This is a genomic window from Roseomonas acroporae (genome assembly GCF_023223525.1).
GTDB classification, from domain to species: domain Bacteria; phylum Pseudomonadota; class Alphaproteobacteria; order Acetobacterales; family Acetobacteraceae; genus Roseomonas_E; species Roseomonas_E acroporae.
Window position 1 is genome coordinate 12,548 of sequence record NZ_JALPRX010000083.1, and the last position, 25,913, is coordinate 38,460.

At 74.4% G+C, this 25,913-nt stretch carries 20 protein-coding genes; 10 read left to right on the forward strand and 10 right to left on the reverse strand.

The window, feature by feature from the left end:
• Positions 1-375 precede the first annotated feature (375 nt).
• The 3 genes from M0638_RS18810 (at position 376) to M0638_RS18820 (ending at position 5,244) form a co-directional block, all read left to right on the forward strand.
• Positions 376-1,926 (forward strand): CYTH and CHAD domain-containing protein, encoded by a 1,551-nt coding sequence (locus M0638_RS18810; RefSeq protein WP_248668546.1) that lies wholly within the window; start codon positions 376-378, stop codon positions 1,924-1,926.
• Between the two features lie 508 nt (positions 1,927-2,434).
• Entirely contained in the window at positions 2,435-4,477 is a 2,043-nt protein-coding gene (gene shc, locus M0638_RS18815) for a squalene--hopene cyclase (protein ID WP_248668565.1), read from the forward strand.
• 23 nt (positions 4,478-4,500) lie between these two features.
• A complete protein-coding gene (locus M0638_RS18820) occupies positions 4,501-5,244 on the forward strand; it encodes a phosphorylase family protein (protein WP_248668547.1) in 744 nt (247 codons plus the stop codon).
• Positions 5,245-5,449: 205 nt separating this feature from the next.
• Here M0638_RS18820 and M0638_RS18825 read toward each other — a convergent pair whose 3' ends face one another.
• Positions 5,450-5,665, reverse strand: coding sequence for a hypothetical protein (locus tag M0638_RS18825; RefSeq protein WP_248668548.1), 216 nt, complete (start codon positions 5,663-5,665; stop codon positions 5,450-5,452).
• Between the two features lie 44 nt (positions 5,666-5,709).
• Between M0638_RS18825 and M0638_RS18830 the strand changes: the two genes are divergently transcribed.
• Positions 5,710-6,303, forward strand: coding sequence for a hypothetical protein (locus tag M0638_RS18830; RefSeq protein ID WP_248668549.1), 594 nt, complete (start codon positions 5,710-5,712; stop codon positions 6,301-6,303).
• A 129-nt stretch (positions 6,304-6,432) separates the two neighbouring features.
• On the opposite strand, the gene M0638_RS18835 is transcribed toward M0638_RS18830, so the two are convergent.
• Together M0638_RS18835 and hpnH are read right to left on the reverse strand one after the other, a co-directional pair.
• Positions 6,433-7,041: a cytochrome b gene (locus M0638_RS18835; RefSeq protein ID WP_248668550.1), complete on the reverse strand. Its 609-nt coding sequence runs from the start codon at positions 7,039-7,041 to the stop codon at positions 6,433-6,435.
• A 167-nt stretch (positions 7,042-7,208) separates the two neighbouring features.
• Positions 7,209-8,378 (reverse strand): adenosyl-hopene transferase HpnH, encoded by a 1,170-nt coding sequence (gene hpnH / locus M0638_RS18840; protein ID WP_248668551.1) that lies wholly within the window; start codon positions 8,376-8,378, stop codon positions 7,209-7,211.
• A 358-nt stretch (positions 8,379-8,736) separates the two neighbouring features.
• Here hpnH and M0638_RS18845 point away from each other — a divergent pair, with 358 nt between their 5' ends.
• From M0638_RS18845 to M0638_RS18860, 4 genes are all read left to right on the forward strand, one after another.
• A complete protein-coding gene (locus tag M0638_RS18845) occupies positions 8,737-9,291 on the forward strand; it encodes a copper resistance CopC family protein (RefSeq protein ID WP_248668552.1) in 555 nt (184 codons plus the stop codon).
• 160 nt (positions 9,292-9,451) lie between these two features.
• Positions 9,452-11,212, forward strand: a complete 1,761-nt coding sequence (locus tag M0638_RS18850; RefSeq protein ID WP_248668553.1) for a CopD family protein — start codon at positions 9,452-9,454, stop codon at positions 11,210-11,212.
• 1 nt (position 11,213) lies between these two features.
• Positions 11,214-14,063, forward strand: coding sequence for an MMPL family transporter (locus M0638_RS18855; RefSeq protein ID WP_248668554.1), 2,850 nt, complete (start codon positions 11,214-11,216; stop codon positions 14,061-14,063).
• Positions 14,064-14,309: 246 nt separating this feature from the next.
• Complete coding sequence (locus M0638_RS18860; RefSeq protein ID WP_248668555.1) at positions 14,310-15,578, forward strand: MFS transporter; 1,269 nt, start codon at positions 14,310-14,312, stop codon at positions 15,576-15,578.
• A 22-nt stretch (positions 15,579-15,600) separates the two neighbouring features.
• Here the strand turns inward: M0638_RS18860 and M0638_RS18865 are convergent, their stop codons facing one another.
• Positions 15,601-15,963: a hypothetical protein gene (locus M0638_RS18865; RefSeq protein ID WP_248668556.1), complete on the reverse strand. Its 363-nt coding sequence runs from the start codon at positions 15,961-15,963 to the stop codon at positions 15,601-15,603.
• A 180-nt stretch (positions 15,964-16,143) separates the two neighbouring features.
• Here M0638_RS18865 and M0638_RS18870 point away from each other — a divergent pair, with 180 nt between their 5' ends.
• A complete protein-coding gene (locus M0638_RS18870) occupies positions 16,144-17,148 on the forward strand; it encodes a magnesium transporter CorA family protein (RefSeq protein ID WP_248668557.1) in 1,005 nt (334 codons plus the stop codon).
• 238 nt (positions 17,149-17,386) lie between these two features.
• Here M0638_RS18870 and M0638_RS18875 read toward each other — a convergent pair whose 3' ends face one another.
• From M0638_RS18875 to M0638_RS18900, 6 genes are all read right to left on the reverse strand, one after another.
• Positions 17,387-18,184, reverse strand: coding sequence for an SDR family NAD(P)-dependent oxidoreductase (locus M0638_RS18875; protein ID WP_248668558.1), 798 nt, complete (start codon positions 18,182-18,184; stop codon positions 17,387-17,389).
• 77 nt (positions 18,185-18,261) lie between these two features.
• On the reverse strand, positions 18,262-19,611 hold the full coding sequence (locus M0638_RS18880) for a dicarboxylate/amino acid:cation symporter (RefSeq protein ID WP_248668559.1): 1,350 nt from the start codon (positions 19,609-19,611) through the stop codon (positions 18,262-18,264).
• A gap of 247 nt (positions 19,612-19,858) precedes the next feature.
• Entirely contained in the window at positions 19,859-21,109 is a 1,251-nt protein-coding gene (locus M0638_RS18885; RefSeq protein WP_248668560.1) for a multidrug effflux MFS transporter, read from the reverse strand.
• Between the two features lie 91 nt (positions 21,110-21,200).
• Positions 21,201-22,283 carry an alkene reductase gene (locus M0638_RS18890; RefSeq protein WP_248668561.1) on the reverse strand — a complete coding sequence of 361 codons (1,083 nt, stop codon included), beginning with the start codon at positions 22,281-22,283 and terminating at the stop codon, positions 21,201-21,203.
• 117 nt (positions 22,284-22,400) lie between these two features.
• Positions 22,401-23,216 carry a hypothetical protein gene (locus tag M0638_RS18895; RefSeq protein ID WP_248668562.1) on the reverse strand — a complete coding sequence of 272 codons (816 nt, stop codon included), beginning with the start codon at positions 23,214-23,216 and terminating at the stop codon, positions 22,401-22,403.
• A gap of 81 nt (positions 23,217-23,297) precedes the next feature.
• Positions 23,298-24,461 (reverse strand): threonine synthase, encoded by a 1,164-nt coding sequence (locus M0638_RS18900; protein ID WP_248668563.1) that lies wholly within the window; start codon positions 24,459-24,461, stop codon positions 23,298-23,300.
• Positions 24,462-24,750: 289 nt separating this feature from the next.
• Between M0638_RS18900 and M0638_RS18905 the strand changes: the two genes are divergently transcribed.
• Positions 24,751-25,875, forward strand: coding sequence for a M20/M25/M40 family metallo-hydrolase (locus M0638_RS18905; RefSeq protein WP_248668564.1), 1,125 nt, complete (start codon positions 24,751-24,753; stop codon positions 25,873-25,875).
• The last annotated feature ends 38 nt before the right edge of the window (positions 25,876-25,913 follow it).

Below are 25,913 nucleotides of genomic sequence, written 5' to 3' on the forward strand. Positions count from 1 at the left end.
TCTGACGTCGGTTGGCGGTGTGCTGGGGGCGGGCATGCGTACTCCGGCAAGTCGGTTCCTGCGAGCCGGCGCGGGCCGGCGCACGGCGAGGCAGCAGGAAGAGCACCCAAGAGGTCGCAGGAAAATGAGCAAAATGAAAGCAAGTGTAAGTCGTGGTCGGCGCGCCGGTGCCCGCGGGCGAGTCCGTCCTTCGCCCGGCGGGCCTTCGCCCGGCGGGGCCCGCCGGGCGAAGGGCGGGGCCGGGCGATCACGCGGCCCGGGGGCGGGGCGTGGGTCGTGTCCCAGTGGCGTGTCCCAGTGGCGTGTCCCAGCGGCGTATCCTGGCGGCGTGTCCCGGCGGTTGCGGCAGCCGGGCAGGCCGGTTAGCCATGCGCGATGGGCAGGAAACACGACGGCGCCGGGCCGGTCGAGATCGAGGTCAGCTTCCGCCTTCCCGAAGGTGCCGAGGCCGCGCTCGCGACTCTGCCGGCCTTCCAGCCCCCCCTCGCCGCACCGGCCGAGGCGGTGCGGGCACGCACCACCTATTTCGACACGCCCGACCGCCTGCTGCTGCGCCACCGGCTGGCGCTGCGCATCCGCCGCAGCGGCCGCCAGCGCGTGCAGACGGTGAAGAGCGGGGCCGCCGGCCCCGGCGGCTTCGGTCGCGGCGAATGGGAAGCGCCCGTCGCCCGCGACCGGCCAGACCCGGCAGCCTTCGCCGGCACCCCGCTGGCCGCGCTGGACCTGGACTCGTCGGGCCGGGCGCTGGCCGACCGGCTGGAGCCGGTCTTCACCACCGAGATCGATCGCCGCCGGCAATTGCTGCACCTGCCGGACGGCACGGTGGTGGAGGCGGCACTCGACACCGGCGTCATCCGGGCCGGCGCGTCCAGCCGGCCGGTGCGCGAGCTGGAGCTGGAGCTGAAGCAGGGCAGCCCGGCGGCGCTGTTCCGCCTGGCGCTGGAGATCCACGCCGTCGTGCCGCTCGCCATCGAGGCGGAGAGCAAGGCGGCGCGCGGCTACCGGCTGCTGGCCGGCACGGCGCCGGCCGCCGAGCCGGCACCGGCGCCCGCCCGCGACCCTTCGGCCAGGAGCGGCGCGGCCTTCGCCGCCATGCTCGGCAACGGGCTGCGGCACCTGCTGGCCAACCTGCCGGCCGCCATGGCCGGAGGGCTGGAGGGCGTGCACCAGCTCCGCGTCGCGCTGCGCCGGCTGCGCACCGTGCTGGCGCTGTTCCGCGAGGCGGCCGAGCCGTCGGCGGCGGCCGCCTTCGACGCCGGGCTGCGCCGGGCCGGCCGCGTCTTCGGCGAGGCGCGGGACTGGGACGTGTTCTGCGCCGAGCTGCTGCCGGAGGCGATCACCTCGGTCGCCGAGCCGGCCGCCGCCGAGGCGCTGCGCCGGCTACGCACCGACGCCGAGCGGGCGCGCGAGCAGGCGCATGCCGCCCTGCGCGCCGAGCTGGAGGGGCCGGCCTTCACCGCGCTGGTGCTGGGGCTGGCGGCCTGGGCGGAGGAGGGGCGGGCGCTGGGCGGCGAGCGGCGGAAGCCGCTGGCGCGGCTGCTGCCGGACCGGCTCCGGCGCCTCGCGCGCCGGGCACGGCGGCGCGCGCGGCACCTCGGGCGGCGTTCCGACGCCGAGCTGCACGGGCTGCGCCGGTCGGTCCGCAAGCTCCGCTTCGCCGCCGAGCTCGGCGCGGCGCCCTTCCGCCCGAAGCGGGTGAAGCGGTACCGCCGCGCGACCAAGGCGCTGCTCGCGCCGCTCGGCATGCTGAACGACGCCGGCATGGCGCTGCGCCTCGCCGGGACGCTGGAGGCCGGCGAGCCGGCCCGGCACGAAGCGGCGCGGGCGGCACTGGCGCGATGGGCCGAGGCCCGGCGCGCCACCGCCCTGGCGAGGCTGCCCGAAGCCCGGGACGCCTTCCGGAACGCCAGGGCCTTCTGGGACTGAAGCGGGGCGGCGGGCCGGCAACCGGCCGCGCGCCGCGTCGCCACCCGGGCCGGGGCCGGCATCCGTCGGCGGCGAGGGCGCGGCGGCGATGATCCGCGGGGGGCGGCGCGGGCCGGCCGACGCGCGCGGTCCGCCCCGGCGAATCGCGACGCGCCCGCCGGGGCCGCGGCCCGGCAAGGTGCCGTCCGGCCGGCGCCGCCCGGCAGCGGGATGACAGCCTTGCGTGCGATGCAGCAGCGGCCGGGCCCCTGGGGCCTTGGCAGCGGCGCCACAATGCGGCAGGAAAACCACGCATCGGGAGCGTCGAGGCTTCGCGCTCCCCCCGTCCCGGCGTATTGCCTGGGGGCCGGGCGGGCGATGATCGCCGGGATGGCTACTGCCGGCGGCCCTCCGGGCGCCGCCGGCTCACGGGAACAATCAGTACCGGATGACCGCTGTGGCCAGACTGCATTCAAGCGACACCCTGAACGCCGCGACCGCCAACGTCTCCGATCCCGCCATTGCCGCCATGCTGGCCGCGGCCGGCGTGACCGCCGTCCTGCGCGACGAGGACGCGGAGGCCGCGCTGGGCGGCGCCATCGACCGCGCCGCCGCCGGCCTGCTCGCCCACCAGCGCGCCGACGGCCACTTCGTGTTCGAGCTGGAGGCGGACGCCACCATCCCCGCCGAGTACGTGCTGCTGCGCCACTTCTTCGGCCTGCCGGACGACGAGGCGTCGCTGGCGCGTGAGGCGCGCATCGGCAACTACCTGCGCCGCACCCGCGCGGCGGAGCCGCAGGCGGGCGGCGGCTGGCCGCTCTTCCACGGCGGGCCGATCGACGTCTCCTGCTCCGTGAAGGCCTACTACGCGCTGCGCATCATCGGCGACGCGCCGGAGGCGCCGCACATGCGGGCGGCGCGCGAGGCGATCCTGGCGGCGGGCGGCGCCGAGCGCGCCAACGTCTTCACCCGCATCGCCCTGGCCCTGTTCGGCCAGGTGCCCTGGCGCGCGGCGCCGGCCATGCCGGTGGAGATCATGCTGCTGCCGCGGTGGTTCCCGTTCCACCTCGACAAGATCTCCTACTGGGCGCGCACCGTGCTGGTGCCGCTGCTGGTGGTGATGGCGCACCGGCCCCGCGCCGCCAACCCGCGCGGCATCGGCATCGCCGAGCTGTTCCGCACCCCGCCGGCCGAGGTGCGGCGCTGGCCGGGCGGCGCGCACCAGCGGCAGCCCTGGGCGGCGATCTTCGGCGGCATCGACCGCGTGCTCCAGCCGGCGCAGCACCGGCTGCCGCGGCGCAGCCGCCGCCGCGCCGAGGCGCTGGCCGAGCGCTTCGTGACGGAGCGGCTGAACGGCGAGGATGGCCTGGGCGGCATCTTCCCGGCCATGGCCAACGCGCTGATGATGTACCACTGCCTCGGCGTGCCGCCCGACGACCCGCGCGTGCTCACCGCCTGGGCCGCCGTCGAGAAGCTGGTGCACGACCGCCCGGCGCGACCCGGCGAGGATGGGGGGCGGGAGGCGGAGACCTACGTGCAGCCCTGCCTCTCGCCGGTCTGGGACACGGCGCTCGCCGCGCATGCGCTGCTGGAGACGGGCGGCGAGGCGGCCGAACGGGTGCCGGCGGCGCTGGACTGGCTGCTGGGGAGGCAGATCCTGGACGTGGCGGGCGACTGGACGGTGTCCCGCCCCGGCCTGCGCCCCGGCGGCTGGGCCTTCCAGTACGAGAACGCCTACTACCCCGACGTGGACGACACCGCCGTGGTGGTCCTCGCCCTGGACCGTGCCCGGCACCAGCTCGGCCATGAGGGCGGCCCGGGCGGCGGCAGGGTGGGCGAGGCGATCGCGCGCGGCACGGAATGGACCGTCGGCATGCAGTCGAGGGGCGGCGGCTGGGGCGCCTTCGATGCCGACAACACCCATCACTACCTGAACAACATCCCCTTCGCCGACCACGGCGCGCTGCTCGACCCGCCGACCTCGGACGTCTCGGCGCGCTGCCTCGCCATGCTGGCGCAGCTCGGCCACGACCCGTCCGAGCCGGCGGTGCGCGACGCCATCGCCTACCTCCTGGCCGAGCAGGAGCCGGACGGGAGCTGGTACGGCCGCTGGGGCGTCAACTACGTCTACGGTACCTGGTCGGCGCTGACCGCGCTGAACGCCGCCGGGCTGGAGCCGGAGCACCCGGCGATGCGCCGCGGCGCGGCGTGGCTGAAGCGCCGCCAGAACCCGGATGGCGGCTGGGGCGAGGAGGGCGGCAGCTACGGGCTGGACGACGCCGCGCGGCGCGCGGCCGCCGTCAGCACCGCCTCGCAGACCGCCTGGGCCATGCTGGCGCTGATGGCGGCGGGCGAGGCGGACGACGATTCGGTGCAGCGCGGCGCCGACTGGCTGCTGGCGCACCAGGGCGCGGACGGGCTGTGGTCCGAGGAGGACTACACCGGCACCGGCTTCCCGCGGATCTTCTACCTCCGCTACCACGGCTACGCGAAGTTCTTCCCGCTCTGGGCGCTTTCGCGGCTGCGCAACCTGCGCCGGGGCAATTCGCGCCGGGTCGTGCACGGCCTCTGAGCGCCCGGTCCGAACGCGTCGCCGTGGGCGCGCGACCTGACGTGGCCATGGGCGACGGCCCCGATCCTGGCCCCGACCCTGGCCCCGGCATGCCCACGGGCGCGGCGGCGCGCCCGGTCCTGGTGGTCGTCGGCATGCGCGCGGAGGCACGCCTGCTGCCGCCCGAGGCGTGCGTGCTCTGCTCGGCCGGCGATGCCGTCCGCCTCGCCGCGCTGCTCGGCGGCCTCGGCCGGGACTTCGCCGGGGTGCTGAGCTTCGGCATCGCCGGCGGCCTGGACCCCGGCCTCGCCGCCGGGACGGTGGTCGTGCCCGCGGCGGTGCGGGCGGGGGGCCGCACCTGGCGCACCGATGCGGGCTGGAGCGACGCACTGTGCCGCCGCTACGGGGCCGCGCGCCGGGGCGCGATCGTGGGGCATGACGGCATCGTCGCGACACCGGCGGCGAAGCGGGCGCTGCGGGCGGAGAGCGGCGCGATCGCGGTGGACATGGAATCCGCCGCCGCCGCCGCCTTCGCCGCCGAGCGGGCGCTGCCCTTCGCGGTGCTGCGCGCCGTCGCCGACAGGGCGGCCGACGCGGTGCCGCCGGCGGCGCTGCGCGGCCTGCGCCCGGATGGCAGCGCCGACCTGCCGGGGGTGCTGGCCTCGCTGCTGCGCCATCCCGGCCAGCTTCCCGGCCTGATCCGGATCGGCCGGTCCAGCCGCCGGGCGCTGCGGGCGCTGGGCCGGGTGCCGCCGCGCGAGATCCTCCGGACACTTCCCCGGCCCTAGAGCATTTTCAAGCTGGGTGTACTCACCCAGCGACCCGGAAAATGCGAAAGACCAGAAGGTTAGAGCCGTTCCGGCCCGATACGGTCAGGCCGGAACGGCGCCGGCTCCTGATCCGGCGCATTCTCCGAGGCGCCGGGCGAGCACGCCCGGCTTGAGTGCTCCGGAGCGGCATGCAGCCCGGACAAAGAGTGTCCGATCGTATCTTTTATTGTTCGATCGTCGTGCGGGATGACATTTCCGTCCATTCCATCAGCGCTGTTTCCGTATCAGAAAAGAGATGGATGAGCCGGGAGTATCGGCGCTCCGCGACCGAAAAGAGTTTGTTCAGCACCGGCGGCAAGATTGTTCCGATCAGAACAACCGGGCACGGCAACGGCATCAGCCGCGTGATCCCGCAGAAGGCACCAAGAACAAGACGCATCTCAGCCTGCTTCCCGCAGCCCATCCACGATCGGAGTGACCCGCGTGAGCTACGACATCTCGAACGGCAACGGCATCATCTTCGCCACCAGTGACGCGAACCGTTCCCTCGATACCGGCGTGGCGGGCAGCACGAGCCTGCTCGCCCGCTTCATGGCCCCGGCCGCCAATCCCATGGGCGCCGATCCCATGAGCAAGGTCAGCGGCGGCGACGCCAAGGAGACCTTCCAGTCGGGCTACGGCTCCGGCGACGCCTACGAGGGCTACCAGCAATTCTACGGCGGCGGCGGCAACGACACCTTCAAGCTGCGCTTCAAGGATTTCGGCTCCTCCGCCGACAACGGCATGGGCACCTCGAAGTACGTCGCCGACTTCCACGGCGCGGGCGGCTACAGCGTGCCCGGCGAGAACGACTTCATCGTCTTCGTCGGCTTCTCCGCCGGCACCCATCTGAGCGAGGCGCGCGACGTGACCAGCGCCGGGAACGCGGCGCAGGCCGGCTACGGCCGACTGCTCCAGTACACCTTCCTGGACGCGGAGGGACACGCGCTGCACGCCGCGGACGGCTCGGCGCTCAAGCTCAACGTCCATTCCATGGACGGCGCCGGGCTCGCGGCGGGGGACTACCTGTTCACCTGAGCGCCCGGCAGCCGCCGCGCCGACCGCTTCTCCGGCTGCCGTCCTTCGGCGCCTGCGCGCTGGCGCCTGCCCTTCGGCGTCTGCCCGCTGGCGTCTGCCCGTCCGGGGCGGAATTCCCCGGAAGGTCTTTCAGAGCGGCTCCTGGGGCGGCAGCATGCGGCCCAGCAGCCCGTCGCGCCAGATCACCACGTGCCAGACCACGCCTAGCACATGCAGCACGACGAGGGCGTACACCACCCACTGCCCGGCCAGGTGCGCGGCATTGGCGGCGTTGGCGAGGGCCTCGTTGCGGGGCAGGGTCGGCAGCTCGAACAGCCCGAACCAGGGCACCGGGTAGCCGGCGGCGGCGGTCAGGACGTAGCCGCTGATCGGCATGGCCAGCAGGGCGAGGTAGAGCAGCCAGTGGCTCGCATGCGCCGCCGCCACGGCCCAGCGCGGCGTGCCGGCGGGCAGGGGCGGGGCGGGGTGCGTCGCGCGCCAGGCCAGGCGCAGCGCGGCCAGCGCCAGGATGGTCACGCCGATCGACTTGTGCAGCGTGAAGTAGAGGCCGGCCCTGGGATCGTTCTCGGGCAGCGCCAGCATCTGCCAGGCCAGCGGGATCACGGCGAGCAGCAGCAGCGCCGTGAGCCAGTGCAGGAAGCGCGCCACGGCGTCGTAGCGCGTCGGCAGCGGCGGCAGCACGGAGGCCGTGGCGGCCCGGGGCCGGGGCGCGGCGGCGCCGAGGGTCGGGTAGTCCATGCCGGGAGCCTCCTCGGAGGGGCGGCCCCAGCATCCGCGATGGCCGGCGGGGATGGAAGGCCGATTCGGGCCGTGTCCGGGCGGCGCCCCGCTCCCGTGCCGCCGGCACGGGCGGGGGATGACCGCTCCTTCCCGCCTCCCTCCTGCCCTTCCGGGGAGGTCGCCCGCTACTCGGCGGCGAGCGGCGGCACGGGCTTCGGCTTCGCGGCCGCCTCCTCCGCCTTGATCTCGTCCAGCGCCTTCTCGACGTGCTTCGAGAACACGTATTCCGCCTTGCGCTGCTTCGAGAGGTCGATCGCCGGCGCGTACTCGCCCTCGGTGCGCGGGCCGCGCAGGGCCACCATCGCCGCCTTGACCGGGTGCCTCACGCTGTCGATCACCGAGGTCGCCTCGAAGCCGGAATGCACCATGCAGTCGGCGCACTTCTCGTAATTGCCGACCCCGTAGCTGTCCCAGTCGGTGGTCTCCATCAGCTCCCTGTAGGTCTTGGCGTAGCCCTCGCCGAGCAGGTAGCAGGGGCGCTGCCAGCCGAAGACCGTGCGCGTCGGGTTGCCCCAGGGCGTGCACTTGTAGCTCTGGTTGCCGGCCAGGAAGTCGAGGAAGAGCGGCGACTGGTTGAACTTCCAGGCGCGCCGGCCCTTGCGCTCCTTGCCGCGGCGGAAGATGCCGCGGAACAGCTCGTTGGTCTTGCGGCGGTTGAGGAAGTGCTGCTGGTCCGGGGCGCGCTCGTAGGCGTAGCCGGGCGAGGTCATCACCCCGTCCACGCCCATCTCGGTCACCGTGTCGAGGAACTTCGCCACCCGCTCCGGGTCGGCGCCGTCGAACAGGGTGCAGTTGATGGCGACGCGGAAGCCCTTCTCCTTGGCCACCCTGATCGCCGCCACGGCGCGGTCGTAGACGCCTTCCTTGGAGACGGCGTGGTCGTGCATCTCGCGGTCGCCGTCGAGATGGATGTCCCAGGTGAACTGCTTGCTGGGCTTGTACTGGTCGATCTTCTTCTCGAGCAGCAGGGCGTTCGTGCAGAGGATGACGAACTTGCCCTTGGCGATCATGCCCTCGACGATCGCCGGCATGTCCTTGTGCAGCAGCGGCTCGCCGCCGGCGATGGCGACCACCGGCGCGCCGCACTCGTCGGCCGCGTGCAGCGCGTCCTCGACCGAGATGCGCCGGTTCAGGATCGGGGCCGGATAGTCGATCTTGCCGCAGCCGGCGCAGGCGAGGTTGCAGCGGTAGAGCGGCTCCAGCATCAGCACCAGCGGATAGCGTTTCCGGCCGAGGAGATGCTGCTTGGCGATGTAGGCGCCGATCCTGACCTGCTGGGCGAGCGGGATACCCATGCGACAACGACTCTCCTTGGAGGGCGGCCGGCCCTGGTGGTGACCGGATAGGCAGGCGCCGCTTTCCGGATGCTTACGCCGGCCCCGGGGGCGGGGGCAACGGCGATGCAGCATGCCGGCCGACGGTCCGGGCGGTTCGCCCGCTCCGCAAGGGCCTTGCGCGGGGCCCTGCGCCATGTGGCATCGCCGGCGGGCCGGCGCCATGGTTTCCGCGCCACACCTGCCGGGCCATCTTGCCCGCCATCCTTCTCCTGGCCGACGCGGCCATGCCCCGGGGGCGGGCAGGGGGCGGCAAATCCGGGCTGGCGGCGCTGCGGCGCCGCAATTAGGGTCCGGCCAGCTTTCGCGGGAGCCCGCCTTGTCCGTTCCACCGACCCGTCCCGAGCGCCGCAACCCTGCCATGCGTGCCGCCTGGCGTTCCCTTTGGCGCTCCCTTTGGCTTTCCCCTGGGCGCCTTTCCCTGGCGGCGGCCGCGCTGCTCGCCGTGGCGCCGCCCCTGCTGGCGGCCCGGCCGGCGGCGGCGCATGCCATCGTGGTCGAATCCCGTCCCGCCGCCGGCACCGCCGTGCCGGCCGGGCCGGTCGAGGTGGACATCCGCTACAACAGCCGCATCGACGTCGCCCGCAGCCGCCTCGGCCTCGCGCGCGGCACCGGGCAGGCGGGCGAGGCGCGCGGGCCGGAGGAGCGCCTGGCCCTGACCGAGGACCCGTCCGGCGCCCGGCTGATCGCCCGCACCGGCCCGCTGGAGCCCGGCCCCTACCGACTGCGCTGGCAGGTGCTGGCGGTGGACGGCCACATCACGCGCGGCGACATCGTGTTCACCGTCGTGCCCCGGGACGCGCTGCGGGACGCGGCCCCGGGCGGCACGCCGCAGGCCGCCGCGCCCGCCACCGGGGGCGGCACGATACGCTGACCGGGACGGCCCATCCGGCCCCGACCCGGCGTCCGCCGGACCGGTCCGCCGCCTCCCGAGGCCGCAACCCCTCTCGACGCAACCCCCCCCTCGACGCAACCCCCCTCGACGCAACCCCCCTCGACGCAACCCGAGGACTTCCGGGACCACCGCCCGCGCCATGCAGCAATTCCTCGACGTGTACGGCTTCGTCAGCGTGCTGCTGCACATGGCGGTGCTGCTCTCCCGCTCGGCGCTGATCGGCGGCATCGCCTTCTGGGTGCTGCTCGCGGTGCCCGTCTCGCGCGACCTCACCCGCGAGGACGGGGCGCGCCTGCTCGGCATCGCCCGGCGCGGGGTGCGCATCGCGGCCTGGCTGACGCTCGGGCTGACGGCGCTCGCCTCGGTGCTGGGGGCGCTGGCGCTGGCGGCCTCGATGGAAATCCCGCTCGGCAGCGCGCTCGGGGCGGAATTCGTGGTCTCCGGCGCCATCGTGGTGGCCGGCGCGGCGCTGGCCCTGCTGCTCGCGGCGCCCGCCGACCCGCCCGCGCCCGGCCGCCGCCTCGCCCTCGCCGCCGCCGCGCTGCTCTGCCTCGCGGGCGGGGTGGCGGGCAGCCACGCCATGGCGCGCACCGAGGACCGGGCGCTGCTGATGCTGGCCACCGCCCTGCACCATCTCGGCGCGGCGCTCTGGCTCGGCGGGCTGCCGGTGTTCCTGGCCTCGCTGCGCCTCGCGGGACCGGTGCGGCGCCGGGCGGCGGTGCCGGCCGGGCTGTCCGTGGCCGGGCCGGCCAGCCTCGGCGCGGCGCAGGTGGCGGCCCCGGCCATGAGCGGCCTCTCGGCGGCGCGGGCGATCGGCGCCGCCTATTCGCGCCTCGCGGCGGGCGGCGTGCTGCTGATCGTGCTCGGCATCCTCGGCTTCTGGGGGGCCTATCTCGGCGGCGTCGGCAACCTCTACGGCACCGCCTACGGCGCCATGTCGGCCACCAAGGGGGCGCTGTTCGGGCTGCTGCTGCTGCTCGGCCTCGGCAATTTCCTGGTGCTGCACGGCTTCGTGCGGAACCCCGAGAAGCACCTGAACCACGTGCGCCGCTTCGTGGAGTGCGAGATCGGCCTCGGCGTCGCGGTGCTGGCCGCCGCTGCCTCGCTGACCTCGCTGCCCCCGGCGGTGGACAACCCGGCCGCCGACGTGGCGAGCTGGGCCGAGGTGACGGAACGCTTCACCCCGACCTGGCCGCGCCTCTCCTCGCCCGACCATGCCGACCTCGCCATCCCCGAATTGCAGGCGCGGCTGGATGCCGAGTGGCAGCGCCGGCAGGCCGATCCGCGCCCGCAGGCCTTCGCGCCCGGCGAGGGCTTCCTGCCGCCGCGCAACGCCAGCGACATCGCCTGGAGCGAGTACAACCACCACTGGGCCGGCCTCGTCGTGCTGCTGGTGGGCCTCGCCGCGCTGCTCGACGCCACCGGCCGCGTGCCCTGGGCGCGGCACTGGCCGCTGCTCTTCCTGATCCTGGCCGGCTTCCTCGCCTTCCGCTCCGACCCCGAGGTCTGGCCGCTCGGCGAGATCGGGCTGATCGAGAGCATGCGCGACGCCGAGGTGGTGCAGCACCGCCTCTTCGCCCTGCTGGTCGTCGCCTTCGCCGTGGCGGAATGGCGGGTTCGGCTGGGCAAGGTGCAGGGGCGGCTGCGCTACGTCTTCCCCGGCGCCATGGTGCTGGGCGGCGTGCTGCTGCTCGCCCACAACCACGCCATCTCCAACGTCAAGGAGGCGCTGCTGATCGAGCTGTCGCACCTGCCGCTGGGCGCCATGGCGGTGATCTCCGGCTGTGCCCGCTGGGTCGAGCTGCGCGGCGAGGGGCGGGAGGCGCGCATCGCCCGCTGGGTCTGGCCGGTCGGCATGGTGCTGATGGGCCTGCTGCTGATGCTGTACCGCGAGGCCTGAATTGGCGGAGGACGAGCGCGGGCGCGACGACGCCCTGATCGAGCGCGGCGCGGCGCCGGCCGGCGCGGGGCAGGGGGCCGATGGCCGGGACGGGGGGGCACGAGGCGGCACCCCGCCCAACATCCCGCCCAACACCCCCTTGGCCCCCCCGCCGGCCGCCGTCCCGTCGTCCGCCGCGTCGCCCGGCGCCGCCGCCCCGCCGGGCGCGCCGCCGCATCGCGGCGGGCTGGTCGGCGCCCTCGAACGCCTCGCCACCACGCTGGTGCGCGTCGCCATCGCCCGGCCGCTGCTCTCGGTGCTGCTGCTGCTGGCGCTCGGCATCGGCGCCGGGGTCCATGTCTCGCGCCATTTCGCGATGGACACGGACGCCACCCGCCTCTTCCCGCAGGACCTGCCCTGGCGGCAGGCGGAGCGCGCGCTGGAGGAGGCCTTCCCGCAGCGCAACGACCTCGTCGCCGTGGTGATCGACGGCGCGACCGGCGCCGTGGCCGACCGCGCCGCCGCCGCGCTGGCCGAGGCGCTGGCACGGCGCACGGACATCGCGAAGCGTGTCAGCCGCCCCGATGGCGGCGCCTTCTTCGAGCGCAACGCCTTCCTGTTCCTGCCCGAGGCCGAGGTGCGGTCGATCACCGAGCAGCTCATCGCGGCGCAGCCGCTGCTCGGCACGCTCGCGGCCGATCCGGGCCTGCGCGGCGTCGCGTCGACGCTGGACCTGGTGCTGGAGGGGGTGAAGCGCGGCGACACCACGCTGGAAAGCCTCGCCGCCCCCCTGCGGGAGCTGGCCGGGACGGCGGGGGAGGCGGCGGAGGGAAGGCTGCGGCCGCTCGACTGGTCGCGCCTGTTCACCGGCCGCGCCCCCTCGGCGCTGGAGCTGCGCCGCTTCGTGCTGGTGCAGGCGAGGCTGGACTACGCCGCCCTCTCGCCCGGCGAGGCCGTCACCGAGGGCATCCGCGCCGAGGCGCGACGCCTCGGCCTCGACGCGGCGCACGGCGTGCGGCTGCGCATCACCGGCGCCATCCCGATGGGCGACGAGGAGTTCGGCTCCATCGCCGAGGACGCGGACGTGAACGGGCTGCTCTCCGTCGCGCTGGTGGTGTTCCTGCTCTGGCTGGCGCTGCGTTCCGTGCGTCTGGTGCTGGCGGTGCTGGTGACGCTCGCCGCCGGCCTCGCGGTCACCGCGGCCTTCGCGCTGCTCGCGGTCGGGCCGTTCAACATCATCTCGGTCGCCTTCGCGGTGCTGTTCGTCGGGCTCGGGGTCGATTTCGGCATCCAGTACGCGGTGCGCTACCGCGCCGAGCGCCACGCCCTGCCGCCCGGCACGCCCCGGCCGCTGCGCGCCGCCCTGCTCGCCGCCGGGCATCGCGCGGGGCCTGCCATGCTGCTCGCCGCCATCGCCACCGCCATCGGCTTCCTCTCCTTCCTGCCCACCGACTATCGCGGCGTCGCGGATCTCGGGCGGATCGCCGGCTTCGGCATGGTGGTGGCGGTGGTGCTCTCGCTCACCCTGCTGCCGGCGCTGCTCTGCCTGCTGCGTCCCGCCGCCGAGGGGCGGGAGGTGGGCTGGTCGGCCCTGGCGCCGCTCGACCGGGCGCTGACGAAGCGGGCGCGCCTCGTCGTCGGGCTCTGCGTGGTGCTGGCCGTGGGCGGCCTCGCCCTGCTGCCGCGCCTGTCCTTCGACGTGGACCCGCTGCACCTGCGCGACCGGCATTCCGAGGCGGTCGCGACCTACTACGACCTGATGCGCGACCCCGACACCACGCCGCAGACGGCCGACATCCTCGCCCCCTCGCTGGATGCGGCCGAGGCGCTGGCGCGCCGCGCCGCCGCCCTGCCGGAGATCCGCCAGGCGGTGACGCTGCGCTCCTTCATCCCCGAGAATCAGGGGCCGAAGCTGGCGCTGATCGAGGACGCGGCGATGCTGATGGGCCCGACGCTCGCGCCCGAGCCGCGGCCCGACCCCGACGACGCGGCGGTGGCCGCGGCGCTGCGGCATACCGCGGAGGGGCTGGCGGCGGCGGCCGGCGGCCGTGGCGGCGCGGCGGCGACGGATGCCGGGCGGCTCGCCGTGGCCTTCCGGGCTCTGGCCGACGGCCCGCCCGAGGGCCGGGCGCTGCTGGCGGAAGCGGTCGTGCCGGGGCTGCGCACCACGCTGCGCCAGATCACGGCGGCGCTGGGCGCCCAGGCGGTCACCGAGGCGGACCTGCCGGCCGATCTGCGCGCCGACTGGGTGACGCCGGACGGCCGCGCCCGGGTGGAGCTGTATCCGAGCGGCGACAGCACCGACGACGCCGCCATGGCCCGCTTCGCCGCCGCCGCGCAGTCCCTCTCGCCGGGGGCGAGCGGGCCGCCCATCTCCATCCTCGGCTCCACCGGCACGATCCGGCACGCCTTCCTGGTGGCGGGCGGCGTCGCCCTCGCGCTGATCGCGCTGCTGCTGACCGTGGTGCTGCGCAGCGTCACGCACATGGCGCTGGCGCTGGCGCCGCTGATGCTCGGGCTGCTGCTGACTCTCGCCACCTGCGTGCTGACCGGGCTGGCGCTGAACCTCGCCAACATCATCGCCCTGCCGCTGCTGCTCGGCGTCGGCGTCGCCTTCCACATCTACTACATCCTGGCCTGGGAGGACGGCACCCGCGAGCTGCTGGCGACGCCGCTGACCCGCGCCGTGGTGCTCTCCGCCCTCACCACGGCGAGCGCCTTCGGCCTGCTGGCGCTCTCGCACCACCCGGGCACGGCGAGCATGGGGGTGCTGCTGACCCTGTCGCTGGCCTGGACGCTGCTGGCGCTGCTCGTCGCCATGCCGGCCATGCTGCACGTGGCGGAGAAGCCGGCGGCGCCGCCGGCAGGGTAGGGGGGCATGCCCCACGCCCGCCTGGATCCCGGCCGGAGACAAGGGGTTGCCGCGGCCGGCGGGCGGTCCGGCACCTCGTCCGGTGGTGCGGCAGCCATGCCACGGGCGCGGAACGGTATGCCCTGGACGCGGGGCTGTCCGCCCGGCTAGCTTGCGTTGACCCCCTGCCGGGCGGGGCGCAGTGTTCTCCGTATACCCCTCGTTCTCCGTATACCCCTCCGCGACATGATCTGGAGAAGGACCGGCATGGTCCCCGCACGCGCGACGTCACACGGCCCCGATGGCGGGGCCGCCGGCGAGGCCCCTGCCGGCCAGGGCCGCGATGGCCGCATCATCGCCCTGATCGGCACCGGCCACTTCCTCTCCCACTTCTACATGCTCACCCTGCCGCCGCTGTTCCTGGCCTGGCGCGGCGAGTTCGGCGTCTCCTTCGCGATGCTCGGCCTCGCCACCGCGCTGATGTCCGGCACCACCGCCGTGCTGCAGACGCCGGTCGGCTTCTGGGTGGACCGCTGGGGGGCGCGGCCCTTCCTGGTCGGCGGCACGCTGCTGATGGCGCTCTCCGTCTCGGCCATGGCCTTCGTGCCCTCCTTCTGGTGGATCCTGCCGCTCTCGATCCTCTCGGGCATCGGCAATTCCGTGATCCACCCGGCGGACTACGCGATCCTCGCCGGCTCGATCGACAGGAACCGCATGGGCCGCGCCTTCGCCCTGCACACCTTCACCGGCAATCTCGGCTTCGCCGCGGCGCCGCCGGTCATCGCCCTGCTGGCCGCGACGATCGGCTGGCGCGGCGCGCTGCTCTCGGTCGGGCTGCTCGGCATCCCCGTCGTCGCGGCGATCCTGTGGCAGAGCCGCGTGCTGCGTGACCAGGCCAAGCCCGCCAAGGACACGAAGGGCATCACCGGGCGCGAGCTGCTGCTCTCGCGCACCATGCTGCTCTTCTTCGCCTTCATGCTGCTCTCCTCGATGAGCACCTCGGGCGTCACCAACTTCCTCATCACCGTGCTCGGCCAGCTCTGGGGCACGGCGGCCGAGGTCGCGGCGCTGGCGCTCTCCGGCTACACGGTGGGCCAGACCAGCGGCGTGCTGGTCGGCGGCTGGTACGCGGACCGCTCCACCCGGCAGGTCGGCTTCGTGGTGTCGCTGACGCTGGTCGCGATGGCGCTGTTCATCACCATCGGCACGGTGCCGATGGCCCGGCCCGTGCTGCTGCTCGCCGCCTTCACCGCCGGCCTCTGCCTCGGCGCCAGCCGCACGCCGCGCGACGTGATGGTGAAGAACGCCGCGCCGCCGGGCCAGATCGGCAAGGTGTTCGGCTTCGTCTCCTCCGGCCTGCCGCTCGGCGGCGCGCTGATGCCGGTGCCCTGCGGCCTGCTGATCGACAGCGGCCATCCGGGGCTGGTGCTGCCGCTGGTGGCGACGCTGCTCGGCCTGTCGCTGCTCTGCATGGGCACGGCCAGCGTCTCGGCCGAGGCCGATCGCGGCCGCCGCGTGCCGCTGCCGGCGGAATAGAGCGGAACGCCCGGCCCCGGCCTCAGCCCGGGCCGAGCTTGCGGAACACGTCGGCGGCCGAGGGCGCCTTCTCCTTCGGCCGGTCGCCGCCGAACGCCATGCGGTCGCGGTTGTCCTGCATCAGCATCGAGAAGCCGGGGATGCTGACCAGGCCGAGGCCGCGCGGCACGCCGGTCGACTCGTCCGCCTCGATCTTCCCGTAGGCGGCGCCGCCCATCTTCTCCCACTTGCCGGCCGGCTTCTTCACCTCGACATTGGCGACCGTCGCCTTCAGCACCAGCCGCACGATCGCCTCGCTCCGGCCCGGCTTGAGCAGGCTCGGATGCCCGTCCACCAGCCGCCAGCCATTCGACAGCGCCCACTGCGTCAGCTCGTCCCGTGTCATCCGCTCTTCCCCCGTTCCGTGATGCCGTCCCCGCCGCCGGGCGCGCGCCGCGCCGTGCCTGCCGCGTCTCGCGGCCTGCACGCCCCGGGAACGCGCCGCCGCGGGGCGGCGCCGGCATCCGGGGGCGCGGCGCGGGCGTTGCTCCCCGCGCCGGGGCCGCCGCAGACGAGGAGTAGCACCTTGCTCTTCTTCCACCCAGCGCCGGCGGGTGCCGCCGCCGCCGGCGCGAACGGGGCGCTGCCGGACTCACTGCCGGACTCACTGCCCCCGGGCACGCTCTGGCTCGACCTGCTGGACGGCACCGAGGCGGAGAAGGAATTCGTCACCCGCCACACCGGCCTGCGCGTGCCGAGCCGCGCGGCGCTGAGCGAGATCGAGACGTCGAGCCGCCTCGCCGTGCGCGGCGACGCGCTCTACCTCAGCACGCCGGTCGCCTCGCGCGCCGCCGGCCACACGCCGGTCGTCACGCCGGTCGGCCTCCTGCTGTCGCCGCGCCACCTCGTCACCATCCGCTTCGCGCCCCTCACCGCCTTCGACACCTACGGCGCCGAGGTGGATTCCGAGGACACCGACACCGAGCGGCGCGACTGCAGCGCCGTGCTGCTGGCCGGGCTGCTGGACGCCATCGTGGACCGGCTCGCGGACCTGCTGGAGCAGATCGGCGCCGAGCTGGACCGGCTTTCCACCCACGCCTTCGCCGCCAACGAGCACCACCGGCCGGTGCGCGCCGACGCGGCCCTGCGCGCCGCGCTACGCTCCGTGGGCAAGGAGGGCGAACGCCTGTCGCGCCTGCGTGACACGCTGCTCGGCGTCGGGCGCATCGTGCCCTTCGTGGAGGAGGCGGCGGCGAAGTGGCTGCCCGCGACGCTGCACGGGCGCTTCCGCTCGCTGCGCCAGGACATCGCCTCGCTGAACGACTACGACACGCAGCTCGCCAACAAGGTGCAGTTCCTGCTGGACGCGACGCTCGGCTTCATCAGCATCGAGCAGAACAACACGATCCGGCTGCTGACCGTGGTCTCGATCGTCGGCATCCCGCCCACCCTCGTCGCCAGCATCTACGGCATGAACTTCAAGGTGATGCCGGAGCTGGACTGGGCCTGGGGCTACCCCTACGGCCTGGCGATGATCGCGGTCAGCGCCATCCTGCCGCTGCTGTGGTTCCGGTTGAAGGGGTGGCTTTAGGGCGGCGGCCGTGCGGGGAAGGCTGCACCTTCCCCGGACCCTATCCGCCTGGGAAGGGCTTCGCCCTCCCCAGACCCCACCCACCAGGAACCTCAGGTTCCTGGACCTCCGCCGGCGTTTGCGGCCTCGGTGGTTGAACCTGTGGGGCTCGGATCCGAACGGGGTTTCCAAAGGGGCTTCGCCCTTTGGTGGGGTCCAGGGGCAAAGCCCCTGGCGGGGTCCGGGGCGGAGCCCCGAATCAGGGCGAGATGGTCCGCACCACCCCGCCATCCACCCGCAGCGCCGCGCCGGTGGTGGCCGAGGCGAGCGGCGAGCACACATAGGCCACCATGTTCGCCACCTCCTTCACCGTGGCGAGCCGCCCGAGCAGCGAGGTCGGCCGGTTCTCGGCCAGGAACACCTTCTCCGCCTCCTCCGGCGCGAGGTGCCGCTCGCCCGAAAGCTGGTCGATGAATTCCGCGACGCCCTCCGAGCGCGTCGGGCCCGGCAGCACGGCGTTCACCGTCACGCCGCTGGCCGGCACCGATTCCGCGAGTCCGCGCGAGAGGGCGAGCAGCGCCGTCTTGGTGACGCCGTAGTGGATCATCTCGCGCGGGATGTTCAGCGCCGACTCGCTGGAGAGGAACACGATGCGGCCCCAGCCCGCCTTCGCCATGCGCGGCAGGTAGTGGCGGGAGAGCCGCACGCCGCTCATCAGGTTCACTTCCAGGAAGCGGTGCCACTCCGCGTCGTCGATCTCGAGGAACGGCTTCGGCGCGAAGATGCCGAGGTTGTTGACCAGGATGTCCGCCTCGCCGGCGCGGCCGAGGAACGCCGCGCAGCCCTCGGCGGTGCCGAGGTCGCCGGAGACGCCTTCCGCCGTGGCGCCGGGCACCGCCTCGCGCAGCCGCGCCACGGCCGACGCGGTGCGTTCCTCGCCGCGACCATTCAGCACGACGGCGGCGCCGCATTCGGCGAGGGCGCGGGCGATGGCGAAGCCGATGCCGCCGGTGGAGCCGGTGACGACGGCGCGCCGGCCGGAAAGGTCGATCTGCATCGCGATCTCCTTGTGCAGTGCGGCAGGGAGATCGGCGGCGGGCCGGGCAGGATCAACCGCCCGCCCGGTTTCGTGAGCTACTCGGCCAGTTGCCGGGGCAGCGCGGCACGGGGCGCGTTGTCGCCGGTCGCCGGGCCGGTCGCCGGGAAGGCGTCGTCCATCGCGTGGCTGCTCGGCCCGCGGGCCAGCTCGGCGCGCAGCTTCACCGGGTCCAGCTCTCCCTCCCAGCGGCTGACCGCGACGCAGGCGACGCCGTTGCCGACGAGGTTGGTCAGCGCCCGGCACTCGCTCATGAACTTGTCGATGCCGATCAGCACGGCGAGCGCCTGGATCGGGATGTCGGGGATGACCGAGAGCGTCGCCGCCAGCGTCACGAAGCCCGCGCCGGTGACGCCGGAGGCGCCCTTCGAGGTCAGCATGGCGACGAGCAGGATGGTCAGCTCCTGCGTCAGCGTCAGCTCGGTGTTCGTGGCGTAGGCCAGGAACATCGTCGCCAGCGTCATGTAGATGTTGGTGCCGTCGAGGTTGAAGGAGTAGCCGAGCGGCACGGTCAGGCCCACCACGGAGGGCGAGCAGCCGAGGCGCTCCATCTTGCGCATGATCTGCGGCAGCACGCTCTCGGAGCTGGACGTGCCGAGCACGATCAGCAGCTCCTCGCGGATGTAGTTGACGAAGCGGATGATCGAGAAGCCGCAGAAGCGCGCGATGGTGCCGAGCACGACCAGCACGAAGAAGATGGCGGTGAAGTAGAAGGTCGCCACCAGCTCGAACAGGTTGACGATCGAGGCGACGCCGTACTGGCCGATGGTGAAGGCCATGGCGCCGAAGGCGCCGATCGGCGCCGCCTTCACCACGATCGCCACGATGCCGAAGAAGATGTCGGCCATGCGGTCGATCACGTGGCTGGTGGGCACGCGGTACTTCTCGGGCAGGGCGTTGATCGCGAAGCCCGTCAGCACGGCGATGAACAGCACCTGAAGCAGGTCGCCGGACGCGAAGGCGCCGAAGAAGGTGTCGGGGATGATCGCCATCAGGTGGTCGACCACGCCGTCGTGCTGCGCGCGGGCCGCGTAGCCCTGCACGGCGCGCGCATCCAGCGCCGAGACGTCGATGTTGAAGCCCGAGCCGGTCCGGAAGATCTTGGCGACGAGCAGGCCGATCACCAGGGCGAAGGTGGAGACCACCTCGAAGTAGACGATCGCCTTGATGCCGACCCGCCCGACCTGGCCCGCCGAGCGGACGGAGGAGATGCCGTGCACGATGGTCAGGAACACCACCGGCGCGATCACCAGCTTGATCAGCTTGATGAAGGCGTCGCCCAGCGGCTTCAGCGACGCGCCGAAATGCGGCCAGATCGCGCCGACCGCGACGCCGAGCACGATCGCGACCAGCACCTGCACGTAGAGCAGGGAAAACCAACGCTTCATCCGGCCCCTCCGATCCGGCCCGGGAACAGACAGCTTCGCCTCCTCCACCGAGCGGAAGACGGCCGTTCCCGGTGCGGGCGAGCCGGTTCGGCCGCGGAAGAGTCGGCTCCTGCCGGGTCGGCGGCAACTGCGCGGCCGCCAGGGTTGGCCGCAACTGTCCGTGAATTACAAAGAGGTAACGCCAAGGCATCGCCTGCCGTCAGTCCGGCCATCGCCGCGCCGCCCCGGCCTCGCGAGTTCCCCGTGCTCAATCCCGCCGGTCGTGCCGCAGCGCGACGGTGAAGGCGAGCTGGCTCAGCAGCGCCGCCGTGAGCAGCACGCAGGCCGAGGCCAGCGCCGGGTCCCCGCCGAAGCCGGCCGCGACGGTGCAGAGCGCGCCGATCACCATCTGCCCGCAGCCGTAGAGCCCGGCCGCCGCGCCGATCGCCTTCGGATCGACGCTGATCGCCTTGGTCAGCGCCACCGGCGCGGCGAGGCCGCAGCTCGCGACGAACAGGAACACCGGCGCCACCGCCGTGACCACGGAAAGCCGGCCGGCCAGCACCGCGCCCAGGAACAGCGCGGCGCCGAGCAGCGCGACGCCGCCGGCGAGGCGCAGCAGCGTGCCCATGGCGAGGCGTTGCAGCAGCCGGTTGGCGAGGAAGCTGCCCAGCGTCATGCCGAGGATCAGGATGAAGTAGTAGTAGCCCACCTCGTGCACCGGCCGGTGCAGCTCCTCGACGAAGATGAAGGGCGAGGCGGCCATGAAGGCGTAGATGCTGGTGGTGGCGAGGCCGCCGCCCACCACGTAGCCGAGGAAGGCCGGCTGCCGCAGCAGCCTGCCGTAGCCGCGCAGCAGCGCGGCGGGGCTGCCGCCGCCGCTCCCCTGGCCGGGACTGGCCGTCTCCGGCAGGCGCCACAGCACCAGCGCCAGGGTCAGCAGGGCGAGCGCCAGCATCGCGGCGAACACGGCGCGCCAGCCGAACAGCACGGCCAGCCAGCCGCCGAGCACCGGCGACAGGCCCGGCGAGGCGGAGAGCACGAGGTTCAGCAGCGCGAGCCGCGCCGCGGCCGCGCGCGGCTCCGCCGTGTCGCGCACGATCGCCCGGCCGAGCGCCAGCCCGGCGCAGCCGCCGAGCGACTGCACCAGCCGCGCCGCCAGCAGCGCGCCGAGCGAGTTGGCGAGCAGCGCGCCGAGGCAGCCCAGCGTGTAGAGGCCGAGCCCGGCCAGCAGCGCCGGCCGCCGCCCCGTCCGGTCCGAGACCGGGCCGTAGACGAGCTGCCCGGCCGCCAGCCCCAGCATGTAGAGCGTGATGGTGAGCTGCGCCGCCCCCGCGCCGACGCCCAGCTCCGCCGCCGCCTCCGGCAGGGCGGGGATGAAGATGTGCATGCCGAGCGTGCCGGAGGCGGTGACCAGCACCAGCAGCCAGAAGGGCGGCGGCGTCCGCGGCGCCGCCGCCGATCCGTGCAGCGCCCCGGGCGCCGCCGGCGCCCCCGCATCCCGTCCGAGCCTGTCCATGCCCCGCCGATGCTGCGCCCGCGAGGGCGGGTCGGCAAGGCGCCGCCGCCGGGGCCGGAACGCGCGCGGCCCGGCCCTGCGGCGCCGCGGCTCAGGCCGCGGCCAGCGTCGGGTAGTCGAGGTAGCCTTCCGGCCCCTGGCTGTACCAGGTGGCCTGCACGTCCGGGTTCAGCGCCGCGCCGCGCCGCAGCCGCTCCGGCAGGTCCGGGTTGGCCAGGAAGGTGCGGCCGAAGGCGATGGCGTCCGCCTGCCCGGCATCCAGCGCCGCCTGCGCGCTCGCCCCGTCGTAGTCGGAGTTCAGCACCAGCGGCCCGGAGAAGGCGGCGCGGATGGTGGGCGCCACGGGCGGGCGCGTCGCCTTGCCGAAGGTGCCTTCCGGCCCCGGCTCGCGCAGCTCCAGGAAGGCGATGCCGATCGCCGAGAGCGCGGCGGCGGCGGCGCCGAACAGCGACCACGGGTCGTCGTCGTCCGCCCCCTGGCGCGGCTCGTTGGGCGAGAGGCGCACGCCGGTGCGGTCCGCGCCCACCGTGTCCGCCACGGCCTGCGTCACCTCGGTCAGCAGGCGGATGCGGTTCTCCACCGGGCCGCCGTAGCGGTCGGTGCGGGTGTTGGCGTTGCCGCGCATGAACTGGTCGAGCAGGTAGCCGTTGGCGGCGTGGATCTCCACCCCGTCGAAGCCGGCCGCCATGGCGTTGGCGGCGGCGTGGCGGTAGTCGCCGATCAGCCGGGGAATCTCCTCCAGCGCCAGCAGCCGCGGCGCCTCGTAGGGCTTCTTGCCGTCATAGGTGTGGGCCATGCCGGGGGCGGGGATGGTGGAGGCGGAGACGGGTGGTACCCCGCCGATCATGTCGGGATGGACCAGCCGGCCCATGTGCCAGAGCTGGCAGAGGATGCGCCCGCCCGCCGCGTGCACCGCCGCCGTGACCGGGCGCCACGCCGCCACCTGCTCCTCGGTCCAGATGCCCGGCGTGTAGGGCCAGCCCAGCCCCTCGCGGCTGATCCCCGTCGCCTCCGAGATGATCAGCCCGGCGGCGGCGCGCTGCGCGTAGTACGCGGCCATGATCGGCGTCGGCACGTGCCCGCGCGTGCTGCGGCCGCGGGTGAGGGGGGCCATGAAGATGCGGTTGGGCGCCTCGATGGCGCCGATGCGGATCGGGTCGAACAGGGATGGCATCGCGTCCTCGCCTCGTCATGGGCCGGCGCCGCTCGGGCGGGCCGGTGCTTGCCGGCGAGTTTGGCGCATCGGCCGGACTTGCCAAGCGCGATCGAGGGTGAAGGTCGAGGCAGCCGGTCACCCCGGCGGGCGGGGCAGCGAGGCGAAGGCGCGCCGCCGCTCCTCCTCGGTGAGGTCGAGCCAGGTCAGGCCGGCATCCATGGGCACGACCGGACCGCCCGATCGCGCCGTGACGCCGAGGATGGCGTTGCCGGGGCCGACCACCAGCGGCTCGGCCTGCCGGCCGACCGGCCAGAGCCGTCCGTTCCGGAACCTCTCGCCGGGCTGCGCATCCACCGCCCATCCCTGCCGCAGCACGCCGCGCAGCCGCAGCACGGCCGGCACGAGGACCTGCCCGTCCAGCCGGCGCGCCGCCGTGGCCCAGGGGCCGCCGGAGACGAGCTGGATCAGCCCGAACACCGCCATCGCGACCGAGAACGCCGCCATCAGCACGAAGGTGACCGCCCGGTTCCAGTAGCGGTCGATGCCGATATCCGTGGTGAGCCATCCCGGCCGCGCCGGATCGCTCATCACCGCCACGGTGTAGTCGCCGAAATGGATGTCGGCGAACAGGTAGTGGACGTCCTGCGTCACCCGCGCGCCGGCCTTGCCGGTGTTGCCCGGGCCCGTACTGCTCAGCGTGATGTCGCAGCTCACGAGAAAGAGCTTGGAATGGCACCGGCCGTCGCTGATCCGGCCGGTGGTCAGCGGCAGGGCCGTGCCGCGCACCGCGTAGTCGCCGACGAGCCCGGGCGCGACGGAGACGCCGAGCCAGACGCACCCGCCGCCGAACAGCAGCACGCAGACCAGGCCGAGCAGCCTCGTCCGCCAGCCGCCGACGGGCGGCCGGAGCCGCAGCGGCCGGTTCGGCAGTTCGACGATGGGCGATGGCACCTGCGCTGGCCTCCGTGTTCCGTGGGGATGACCGCCACAAAACTTCCGGGGTTGCAACGGCCGGCCGGTTCCGGCCCTCCGTCACCCCGCCACGCCCAGCAGATCCGCGATCCGTGGCGTCGCCTTCAGCCCGCTGCCGGTCAGCACCACCACCGTCGTCTCCTCCGGCGCGATGGTGCCCGCCGCGAGCAGCCGCCCGAAGGCCGCCGCCGCCTGGGCGCTGGTCGGCTCGACGTAGAGCCCGTCCCGCGCCAGGGCGAGGGTCGCGGCGGCGATCTCGGCCTCCGTCAGCATCACCGCGCCGCCCTGGCTCTCCTCCAGCACGCCGAGCACCTCGCGCAGCCGGATCGGCCGGGCGATCGCGGTGCCCTCGGCGATGGTGGGCGCGGCCGCCGCCGGCTCCTCGTCCAGGAAGGCGCGGGCGACGGGCGCGCAATTGGCCGGCTGCGCCGCGAAGATGCGCGGCAGGCTCTCGATCTGCCCGGCGCGGCGCAATTCGGAGAAGCCGATGCCGCAGCCCAGCACGTTGGAGCCGGCGCCGCAGGGCACGATGACGTTGTCCGGGGCGCGGAAGCCGAGATCCTCCCACAGCTCGTAGGCGAGCAGCTTGGTGCCCTGGAGGAAGAAGGGGTGCCAGTTGTGGCTGGCGTAGAAGATGCCGTCCGCCCGCGCCTCGCCCTCGCGCTCGGCGGCGTCGGCGCAGTCCTGCCGCGTGCCGGGCACCAGCGCGATCGCCGCCCCGGCGGCGCGCGACTGCACCGTCTTGGCCGGCGAGGTCGATTCCGGCACCAGGATGCGCGCCCGCAGGCCGCCCGCCGCCGCGTAGGTGGCGATGGCGGCGCCGCCATTGCCCGAGGAATCCTCCAGCACCGACACGATGCCCTGCTCGCGCAGCAGCGACAGCATCACGGCGGCGCCGCGATCCTTGAACGAGCCGCTCGGCATCAGCCACTCGCACTTGGCGTGCATCGTCCCGCCCGCGAAGCGGCGCGGCACCAGCGGCGTGCGGCCCTCGCCGAGCGTGATCGGCGCGGCCGGCCGGAAGGGCAGGGCGGCGGCGTAGCGCCACAGGCCGGGCGCCGCCGGGTCGATCGCCTCGCGCCCGATGCCCGGCAGCGGCGTCAGCAGCAACGGCCGGCGGTCGCCATCCGCATCCGCCTCGGCGCACCAGCGCGGCGCGTCGAGCGGCCAGGTGCGGCCGGTGAGGGGATCGAGGTAGGCCGGCGCGTCGGGCGTGTCGCTCATGCCCGCAAGGTCGCGTGCGGCCTCCCTTCCGGCAAGGCCGGACGCGGCATCCGCCGCGGCACGGTCGCGTGCGGCGTCGTCCCGGCGCGACCGGGACCGCCGGCGCGGCCCGCGGGCGCCATCCGCCATCCCGCGCGGCGGGGCCGTCCGCGACGCACGCCGCCGCATCCGTCGCGCTTCCGCCGGCCGCCGCCGCTCCCTCGCTCGCAGCCGCCGTCGCGACCCTCGCTCGCAGCCGCCGTCGCGACCCTCGCTTGCGGCCGCCGTCGCGGCGGGCGCATGCTGCGCCATGCCCGACCACAGCGCCGAACTGCGCCGCCTCGCCTGCGACCTCGTCGCCATCGACAGCCGCAGCTTCCTCTCCAACATCCCCGTCGCCGACCGCATCGAGCAGGCGCTCGACGGCTTCGAGATCGAGCGCCTCGACTACGCCGACGCGGCCGGCACGCCCAAGCGCGTGCTGGTCGCGCATCGCGGCCCGCCCGGCGGCATCGCCCTCTCCGGCCACATGGACACGGTGCCGGCCACGGGCTGGGAAGGCGACCCCTGGGACCCGCGCATCGACGCCGAGGGCGTGCTGCACGGGCTCGGCTCGCAGGACATGAAGGGCGCCATCGCCGCCGCCATCCTCGCCGCCCGCGCCGTGCCGGCCGACGTGCCGGCCACGCTGCTGCTCACCACCGACGAGGAGACCAGCAAGGAAGGGGCGCGGGTGGTCGCCGGCCGCTCGCAACTCGCCGCCTCGCTGGCCTTGCGCGGCATCGTGGTGGCGGAGCCGACCGGCCTCGCCCCGGTGCGCGGCCACCGCACCCACGTCAACTTCCAGGTCGAGGCGGCCGGGGTGCAGGCGCACTCCTCCACCGGGCGCGGCACCAACGCCAACTGGGCGCTGCTGCCCTTCCTGGCCGAGATGAAGGCGCTGTTCGACCGGCTGCGCACCGACCCCGCGCTGCTCGACCCGGCCTACGACCCGCCCTTCTCCGACTTCAACCTGATCCTCGACAACCACGGCACCGCGATCAACGTCACCGTCGCGCGCGCCACGGCGCGCATCAAGTTCCGCTACAGCCGCTCCATCGACCCGGAGCCGGTGGTGGCGGCGGTGCGCGCGGCGGCCGAGCGCGCCGGCCTCTCCTTCGACGCCACCTACGAGGGCCGGCCGCCCGAGCTGCCGGCGGACCACCCGCTGATCCGCCTCGCCGCCGAGGCGACCGGGCTGCCCGCCGGCACGGTGCCCTTCGGCACCGACGCCTCCGAGATGCAGGGCCTCGCCCCCTGCGTCATCCTCGGCCCCGGCTCGATCGCCACCGCCCACACGCCGCACGAGCATGTCGCGATGCGCGACCTGGAGGCGGCGGTGCCGCTCTTCGCCCGGCTGCTGCGCGACGGCGCGGCGCTGCCGCCCGCCGGCTGAGGGGTCCGCCTGCCGGGGGGGGCGCGGGCCCCGGCCCC